Annotated in this window: 4 protein-coding genes; 1 reads left to right on the forward strand and 3 read right to left on the reverse strand. The window is 69.5% G+C overall.

Features of this window, described 5'->3' with window-relative positions:
• Positions 1 to 272: 272 nt before the first annotated feature.
• Complete coding sequence (polA, locus tag CEK66_RS13215) at positions 273 to 3,044, forward strand: DNA polymerase I (protein ID WP_152237231.1); 2,772 nt, start codon at positions 273 to 275, stop codon at positions 3,042 to 3,044.
• 520 nt (positions 3,045 to 3,564) lie between these two features.
• Here the strand turns inward: polA and CEK66_RS13220 are convergent.
• The 3 genes from CEK66_RS13220 to CEK66_RS13230 all read right to left on the reverse strand — a co-directional run bounded on the left by CEK66_RS13220 (position 3,565) and on the right by CEK66_RS13230 (position 5,363).
• Positions 3,565 to 3,831, reverse strand: a complete 267-nt coding sequence (locus CEK66_RS13220) for a DUF2164 domain-containing protein (protein ID WP_152237232.1) — start codon at positions 3,829 to 3,831, stop codon at positions 3,565 to 3,567.
• Positions 3,828 to 4,727, reverse strand: a complete 900-nt coding sequence (gene hemF / locus CEK66_RS13225; RefSeq protein ID WP_152237233.1) for an oxygen-dependent coproporphyrinogen oxidase — start codon at positions 4,725 to 4,727, stop codon at positions 3,828 to 3,830. Before hemF ends, CEK66_RS13220 begins: the two co-directional genes overlap by 4 nt.
• A gap of 75 nt (positions 4,728 to 4,802) precedes the next feature.
• On the reverse strand, positions 4,803 to 5,363 hold the full coding sequence (locus tag CEK66_RS13230; RefSeq protein WP_152237234.1) for a hypothetical protein: 561 nt from the start codon (positions 5,361 to 5,363) through the stop codon (positions 4,803 to 4,805).
• Between the last annotated feature and the right edge of the window lie 5 nt (positions 5,364 to 5,368).

Genomic DNA, 5,368 nt, shown 5'->3' on the forward strand with positions numbered 1-5,368 from the left:
TATAAGATAAAGTGGCGGGTACGGGCGCAGCCTCGTGCACCAAAACATCGCGAGACGCTTCGCGCCGGACCCTCCCCCCAACCCCTCTCCCGGTGGGAGAGGGGCTCCTGGCTGTTCCCTTCTCCCGCCGGGAGAAGGTGCCCCGCAGGGGCGGATGAGGGTACGGGCGCAGCCGCGTGGACCCAGGTCAGCGGGTCGCTTCGCGCCGCACCCTCACCCCAACCCCTCTCCCGACGGGAGAGGGGCTACACGCCGCAGCGTAGAATTGGCCGATGAGCCGATTAGTCCTGATCGACGGGTCCAGTTACCTGTATCGCGCGTTCCACGCGCTTCCGCCGCTGACCAATGCCGCCGGCGAGCCCACCGGCGCGCTGTTCGGCGTGGTCAACATGTTGCGCGCCACCCTCAAGGAGCGCCCCGAGTACGTGGCCTTCGTGGTCGATGCGCCGGGCAAGACCTTCCGCGACGACCTGTATCCGCTGTACAAGGCCAACCGGCCGCCGATGCCCGACGAGCTGCGCGCGCAGGTCGAGCCGATGTGCCAGATCGTACATGCGCTGGGCATCACCATCCTGCGCGAGGACGGGGTCGAGGCCGACGACGTGATCGGCACCCTGGCCCTGCAGGGCGCCGGCGACGGCCTGGACGTCACCATCTCCACCGGCGACAAGGATTTCGCCCAGCTGGTGCGCCCCGGCGTGCAACTGGTCAACACCATGAGCGGCAGCCGCATGGATTCGGATGCGGCGGTGATGGAGAAGTTCGGGGTCTGGCCGCACCAGATCGTCGACCTGCTGGCGCTGATGGGCGACGCCATCGACAACGTGCCGGGCGTGGAGAAATGCGGACCCAAGACCGCGGCCAAGTGGCTGGCCGAGTACGGCTCGCTGGACGGGGTGATCGCCCACGCCGACAGCATCAAGGGCAAGATCGGCGACAACCTGCGCGCGGCGCTGCAGCGCCTGCCGCTGAACCGCGAGCTGGTCACCATCAAGACCGACGTGACGCTGCCCGGCGGCCCGCGCACCCTGGGCCTGCGCGAACAGGAGCCGGAGCAGTTGCGCGGTCTGTACCAGCGCTACGGCTTCACCCAGGCGCTGCGTGATCTGGACGGCGGCGTGGCTGCGCCGGAGGCCGCCAGCGAGGCGACGCCCAGCCTGCGCGGCACCGCCGCCGGCTATGCCCGGGCCGCGGCGCCGGCCGCCGATACGGCGCTGGACCCGGCACTGGCCGCCAAGGGCGACTACACCGCGGTGACCACACCCGAGGCGTTCGAAGCACTGCTGGTGCGCCTGCGCGCCGCCGACGGCTTCGCCTTCGACACCGAGACCGACGCGCTGGACGCGATGCGCGCCAACCTGGTCGGGCTCAGCTTCGCCACCGAGCCGGGCCGCGCCGACTATCTGCCGCTGGGCCACGACTACCCCGGCGCGCCGGTGCAACTGGACCGCGCGCTGGCGCTGGAGATGCTCAAGCCACTGCTGGAGGACCCGGCCAAGGCCAAGGTCGGCCAGCACGGCAAGTACGACCTGCACGTGCTGCGCCGCCATGGCGTGGAGGTGCGCGGCTACGCCGACGACACCATGCTGGAGAGCTTCGTGCTCAATTCCACCGCCAGCCGCCACGACATGGACTCGCTGGCCCGGCGCTACCTGGGCTACGACACGGTCAAGTACGAGGACGTGGCCGGCAAGGGCGCCAAGCAGATCGCGTTCTCGCAGGTGGCCATCGACGACGCCACCGGCTACGCCGCCGAGGACGCCGACATCACCCTGCGCCTGCACCGCACGTTGTCGGCGCAACTGGACGCCGAGCCGGCGCTGGCGCGGGTCTACCGCGAGATCGAGATGCCGCTGGTGCCGGTGCTGGCGCGGGTCGAGGCCAACGGCGTGTGCGTGGACATCGCCGAGCTGCGCAAGCAGAGCCAGGACCTGAGCCAGCGCATGCTGGCCGCGCAGCAGAAGGCCACCGCGCTGGCCGGGCGCAGCTTCAACATGGACTCGCCCAAGCAGCTGCAGGCGGTGCTGTTCGACGAGCTGAAGCTGCCGGCGGTGCTGAAGACCCCCAAGGGCCAGCCCAGCACCAACGAAGAAGCGCTGGAGGCGATCGTCGACCAGCACGAGCTGCCGCGGGTGATCCTGGAGTACCGCGGCCTGGCCAAGCTGCGCAGCACCTACACCGACAAGCTGCCGGAGATGGTCAACCCCGATACCGGTCGCGTGCACACCAGCTACCACCAGGCCGGCGCCGCCACCGGGCGGCTGTCCTCCTCCGATCCCAACCTGCAGAACATTCCGATCCGCACCGATGACGGCCGCCGCATCCGCCGCGCCTTCGTCGCCCCGCCCGGGCGCAAGCTGATCGCCTGCGACTACTCGCAGATCGAGCTGCGGATCATGGCCCACCTGTCCGAGGACCCGGGCCTGTTGCGCGCCTTCGGCAGCGGCGTGGACGTGCACCGCGCCACCGCCGCCGAGGTGTTCGGGCGCAAGCTCGAAGAGGTCACCGGCAACGAGCGTCGCGCCGCCAAGGCGATCAACTTCGGCCTGATGTACGGCATGAGCGCGTTCGGCCTGGCCCGCAACCTGGGCATCGGCCGCGGCGAGGCGCAGGACTACGTGGCGCTGTACTTCAGCCGCTACCCGGGCGTGCGCGACTTCATGGAGCGCATGCGCGAGCAGGCGCGCACCCAGGGCTACGTGGAGACCCTGTTCGGCCGCCGCCTGTACCTGAACGACATCAACGCCCGCCAGCAGGGCCTGCGCGCCGGTGCCGAGCGCGCGGCGATCAACGCCCCGATGCAGGGCACCGCCGCCGACATCATCAAGCGCGCCATGGTCGGCGTGGACGCCTGGCTGCAGGACCACCGCGACCGCGCGTTGATGATCCTGCAGGTGCACGACGAACTGGTGTTCGAAGCCGATGCCGACTTCGTCGACACCTTGCTGCCGGAAGTGACCGGGCGGATGTCCGCCGCGGCGGAGCTGAAGGTGCCGCTGGTGGTGGACAGCGGGGTGGGCGACAACTGGGACGAGGCGCATTGAGTGCCCGGGTTCCGGGCATGCACCCGGGGCCCGACCTGGCGCTGCGGTGTCTTGCGTAGACATCGCATGCGCATGCACGCCGGATATCGCAGAGGGTTTTTCGAAGGATTATCCCGCCCGCGATTTTCGCTTTCCCATTCGCGTTGGTTTTTTGACCCCGCCGGGCGCGACAAGCCGCAAAATTCCTACTGGCGTCACACCCCGGGGCGTGCAGGATCGCTTTGATTGAACGGAATTTTGACGCGGTTTATTTGCACGGATTTTCGGGAATGAATCCGTCCTTAATCTGACAAATTTTTAACTTAAATCTTCACGAACGAGCAAGGTGGGGAATGTTCTTATATCCCTCGACAGGCGCAATACCTGTCGCGGATCTCCTCCCATCCCCTGGAGCAGATCCAGGAACGGCGACTCCTCCCCAAGTCTCCGTTCCCTGGCCCCGCCGACCTCCCCCTGGTCCGCGGGGCTTTTTTATGCCCGCACGTTCGTGATGCCGCGTTTGTGGCGCGCACGACCCGGCTCAGCGGCGCGCGTCGGTGGGCTGTTGCAGTTGGTAGAGCGCGTCGTCCAGGGTGTCCAGCTGCGTGGCCAGCAGCGCGCGGGCATCGTCCAGGCCGCGGTTGTAATAGTGCGGGCCGATGCGCTCGGCGACGAAGTCGAGCAGGAATTCGGCCTCGAACGCACCGACCTGCTGCTGCAACTCGGTGCGCAGGTAGGCCTGCAACTGTTCGGCGATGGCGCGCTTGTCCTCGCGGCCCAGCACGGCGGTGCGCGCTGGCGCGCTCATGCCAGCCATTCGCGCGGCACCAAGTACTCGGCCAGGCGCGCCTCGGCGCTGCCCGCTTCGGGCTGGAAGCCGTACTCCCAGCGCACCCGCGGCGGCAGGCTCATCAGGATGCTCTCGCTGCGGCCGCCGCTCTGCAGGCCGAACAGGGTGCCGCGGTCGTAGACCAGGTTGAACTCGACGTAGCGGCCGCGCCGGTACAGCTGGAACTCGCGCTCGCGCTCGCCCCAGGGCAGGCCGCGGCGGCGTTCCACGATTGGCAGGTAGGCGTCGAGGAAGCCGTCGCCGACCGCGCGCTGGTAGGCGAAGTCGCGCTCGAAATCGGCATGCAGGTCGTCGAAGAACAGGCCGCCGACGCCGCGGGTCTCGTTGCGGTGCTTGAGGAAGAAGTACTCGTCGCACCAGCGCTTGTGCGCCGGATAGCGGTCTTCGCCGAACGGCGCGCACAGGTCGTGCGCGGTCTGGTGCCAGTGGCGGGCGTCCTCGTCGAACGGGTAGTACGGGGTCAGGTCGAAGCCGCCGCCGAACCACCAGGCCACGGTGGCGCCGTCGCGCTGCGCCTCGAAGTAGCGCACGTTGGCGTGGGTGGTGGGGATGTACGGGCTGAGCGGGTGGAACACCAGCGACACCCCGACCGCGCGCCACGAGGCGCCGGCCAGTTCCGGGCGGTTGGCGCTGGCCGAGGGCGGCAGGCGGGTGCCGGCGACGTCGGAGAAGCCGATGCCGGCCTGCTCGAACAGCGCGCCGTCGCGCAGGATGCGGGTGCGGCCGCCGCCGCCCTCCGCGCGCTGCCACAGGTCTTCGGCGAAACGGGCCTGGCCGTCGGCGGCCTCGACCGCCGCACAGATGCGGTCTTGCAGGCCAGTGAGATAGTCGCGAACGCGGTCGAAGGTATGCATGCCGCCATTCTAGAAGCTGGCTGTGTCAGGCGTCTGCGGCGGGCTGCCCGGACTGCGCGGGCCGGTCGGCATGCGTCAGCGGCGGAACTCGGCGCGCAGCGCGGGGCGGCACAGCTGGTAGACCAGCCAGCCGTGCAGGCCGGCGAAGACCAGGGCGGTCAGCGCGCCGCTGACCATGAGCGTGATCCGGCCCAGCGCCAGATCGTGCTGGAGCTGTTGCGGGTCGAAGGCGTGCTGCGGCGCCCAGACCTGCAGCAGATCGAACAGTTGCCACAGCAGCGGCAGCACCGCGAAGTTGGCCGCGGCGGTGACCACCAGGAACACGATGAACGCCCGCCGCGCCCAGTCGCGCCGCTGCAGCAGCGCCCACGACGCCGCGCACAGGCCCGCCGATAGCAGCGCCGACAGCCAGGACAGCGCCAGTGCATGGGCGACGCACCACTGCAGCAGCGGCGGCAACGGCAGCCCGGCCTCGCGCAGCACGCCCTCGATCGCCCCGTCCGGCAACGCCATCAGCAACAGCGCCTGGCCCAGCGAATACAGCAGCGACAGCACCCCGATCAGCAGCGAGAGCTTGGCCATCGCATCGATGTTCTTGTTGCGGGCGGCGGTGAGGGGCAGCGGCGGGGGCGGCATCGGCG

The sequence above is a fragment of the Xanthomonas sp. LMG 12460 genome, from assembly GCF_009192895.1.
Classification (GTDB): Bacteria; Pseudomonadota; Gammaproteobacteria; order Xanthomonadales; family Xanthomonadaceae; genus Xanthomonas_A; species Xanthomonas_A sontii.

What these genes read in the sequence shown, in the direction of transcription:
- polA (WP_152237231.1), top strand. Translation starts at nt 273, where the DNA reads ATGAGCCGATTAGTCCTGATCGACGGGTCCAGTTACCTGTATCGCGCG.
- CEK66_RS13220 (WP_152237232.1), bottom strand. Translation starts at nt 3,831, where the DNA reads ATGAGCGCGCCAGCGCGCACCGCCGTGCTGGGCCGCGAGGACAAGCGC.
- hemF (WP_152237233.1), bottom strand. Translation starts at nt 4,727, where the DNA reads ATGCATACCTTCGACCGCGTTCGCGACTATCTCACTGGCCTGCAAGAC.
- CEK66_RS13230 (WP_152237234.1), bottom strand. Translation starts at nt 5,363, where the DNA reads ATGCCGCCCCCGCCGCTGCCCCTCACCGCCGCCCGCAACAAGAACATC.